The organism is Mycobacterium sp., assembly GCF_039583805.1.
Lineage (GTDB): Bacteria > Actinomycetota > Actinomycetes > Mycobacteriales > Mycobacteriaceae > Mycobacterium.
In genome coordinates this window covers 1-1,760 of the sequence record NZ_JAVKSH010000194.1, presented here as the reverse complement: position 1 = coordinate 1,760, position 1,760 = coordinate 1, and the positions used below count along the sequence as shown (strand labels likewise).

The window sequence follows — 1,760 nt, the reverse complement described above, 5'->3', positions numbered from 1 at the left end:
TAATCGGGACGAGGCGATGCTGGTGGGACCTCGTAATAACGCGCCGCCGGGGTCGTCGAGGACTACCGTCGGCCATCCCCCACCGGCGGCCCACCGGCGGGTCGGCCAGGAACCGGCCGTGGTCCGGGCCGAACTCGTCGGGGCGCCAGCCACCCAGCGGCGGGCCGAATCGCTTTGGCAGAAGGGAGGTTTCGCTCTCGATCGGAAACCGCACCGCGTCGGCGGCACCCCGCGCAAGGGTGTCGACGACGTCGTCGGCCATGGTGCTCACCGAACACCACAGGGCCCCGGCGGAATCCACTAGGACGACGTTCAGCCATCGCAGCGGGCGTCCATCGAGTTGTCCGCCCAGCACCGCCGTAATCGCGCCGGTTACCGGGTCCAGATCTTGGAGCACACCCGAGCCGAAGTTGGCGATCAGGAAGTGGCCGGTGCGATCGAGCGCGATGCCGTTCGGCTCGCCGCCCGCCTGCCCCATGCGACGGACGGTGTTTTCATCGAGGAGTTCTGCGGCGGCTGAATCTTCGTCGGAGGCGAACACCCGGCCGTCACCGGTCACCAGGATGTGTTCGGGGCGGTCCGCGCCGCGCCCGACGGGGTGTAAATCGGCCACCCCGATGGGGGTCTCAGCCATTTCGCTCATCGTTGCCTCGCCTGGGCGGGTGGGACGCCGACTGTCAGGCTAGCGCCTGGGCGTCACATCTGTCACAGCGGTCACCGCTGGAGAACCATGGTGCGAAATGCCCGCCTTCGAGCGACATTTCAGCGACAAACCCGGCGCGCGTAGCAGGACGATATCCACGCACGGCTTGGACATAGCGGGAACATCTTCCCGAATCGGTGGCGCTCGCCGCCTATGCATTCATCATCGGTCCACTGCTCGACAATCCGCACCGCGTGGGCAAGCGGCTCCGACCGCCGTTGCATGATCGCCGCCGGAGGGTTCAGCCGCGCGGACGCACACCGTGCACGATGACCACTCATAGGTAATCTGCATGTCGGCGAGGCTTGTTGATCACCGGATGATCTCGCCCCCGGCCGCACGACCCGTCGGCCGTTCAGGTCGCGACGGCGGACTTCAGCGACGCCCGAGCGCCGGCGCTGAGCCGGGCAAATTCGTCGGCCTGGTCGGGGGTGAGTGCGGCCGCGAAAAACTCTGCCATGCGGCGGTTGGTCGCCTGCTCGACCTCGGGGTAACGGTCCTTCTTGTCCGCGCCGTCGGCGAACGGCTCGGGCCAGCCGAACATCGCGGCATACTGATGACCCTTATTGAGCATGTGCGCTTCCACCGGGATGATGCCGGAAATGGTGAGGGCGTTGAAATGCACACCACCCCGCAGCTCCCGCAGGATGTGCATGACCTGCAGCGCCCGTGGACTGCGGCGCTGCAAGTACTTTGCCAAAGCACCGTACTGGCTGCCAAAGGCTGCATACCCTCGACACATGTCGGAGTTCGCCGATGATGCCGAGAAGGTGGAGGTACCGCCCCCAGACATGGGGAAAGCCCTAAGCGCCACTGCGGGTGGTGACTCGGTCAGCAAGCTGGCCGCCTACCGCAAGTGCGCCGAACGTGTCCGGGCCGCGTGGCCGGCGTTTGCCGCCGAGCGCCGGAGACGCCTGCAACAAGGCGGAGGCGGGCAACCCGTCGAGAAGATCGCCGAGAACATCCTGGAAAACCTCTTCACCACCGTCCTGGACTGGCCGATAGAAAACGTCCGGCCGCAGGTGGAACGGGCCGACATCGTGCTGACCCGGCTGGG

General features: G+C 66.6%; 1 protein-coding gene and 2 pseudogenes. 1 reads left to right on the top strand and 2 read right to left on the bottom strand.

From position 1 onward, the window contains the following. Together ABDW21_RS16875 and ABDW21_RS16870 are read right to left on the bottom strand one after the other, a co-directional pair. Positions 1-559, bottom strand: a pseudogene (locus tag ABDW21_RS16875) (hypothetical protein); the annotation flags it as partial. A gap of 499 nt (positions 560-1,058) precedes the next feature. Next, positions 1,059-1,373: pseudogene (locus ABDW21_RS16870) on the bottom strand (evbL); the annotation flags it as partial. 70 nt (positions 1,374-1,443) lie between these two features. Between ABDW21_RS16870 and ABDW21_RS16865 the strand changes: the two are divergent. Then, positions 1,444-1,760 (top strand): hypothetical protein (locus tag ABDW21_RS16865; RefSeq protein ID WP_343710782.1); only part of this gene is annotated, 317 nt, incomplete at its 3' end.